Genomic DNA, 697 nt, shown 5'->3' with positions numbered 1-697 from the left:
CAACGGTTTTGTATAACCGTCAGTTACGGATTTAAAGTTAATAATTTTCGGTTAAGCAATGACGTTAGCAATTCCGAGTGGATTCGGACGTAGTCGAATCCGCCGTAATTGCGGTTATACATTGTTGGGCACTGGCTTTTTTTATTCACGATTAAATACTTGGTTGTAATATTCGTTCAATAATCCTTTTCCGCTATGTTTAGTTTTTAAAATCAGTTTTGATTCAGCACAAGCGTTTTTATATAAACTCTGTTCTTTCTCATTCAGACTCTTTGAACCCAAATAAACCATTTTATAAATCGGATTAGATTGTTCCAATTCAAACGCCCTTTTTAGCATTTCTTTCCCTTTGATTTCCAACTCTTCGTAGTCGCCAAATTCGTAAGGGAAAATGGAAATTGCATATCCAACAATAAAATTAAATTCAGCTAATTCCGAGTATTTTTTCAGTCCAATTTTTAATTCGGATTCCAATTCGGTTCGTAAGTCAATATCTTTTTTAAAAAGTCCGTTCACATCTTCAAGCATAGACCACAAAAAGAAGAAATAATATTTCCACGTTTCAAAATCCGAGTTGTTTTCCGAAATCAGGTTTTGATATTCAGAATATGCTTCATTATATTTTTCGGCAGATTCTAATTCAAATATTTGTTCCAGATTTTGATTCATTCGTGATTTTTTCAGCTTGTTGCCAACG

Annotated in this window: 1 protein-coding gene; it reads right to left on the bottom strand. The window is 33.3% G+C overall.

The genetic code is table 11. The features are described from left to right. Positions 1-141: 141 nt before the first annotated feature. The coding region (locus ACFSQS_RS16145) for a hypothetical protein (protein ID WP_388021259.1) at positions 142-697 on the bottom strand (556 nt) is incomplete at its 5' end.

This window comes from Gelatiniphilus marinus (assembly GCF_042684345.1).
GTDB classification, from domain to species: domain Bacteria; phylum Bacteroidota; class Bacteroidia; order Flavobacteriales; family Flavobacteriaceae; genus Gelatiniphilus; species Gelatiniphilus marinus.
This window is presented reverse-complemented; position numbering and strand designations above follow the sequence as displayed.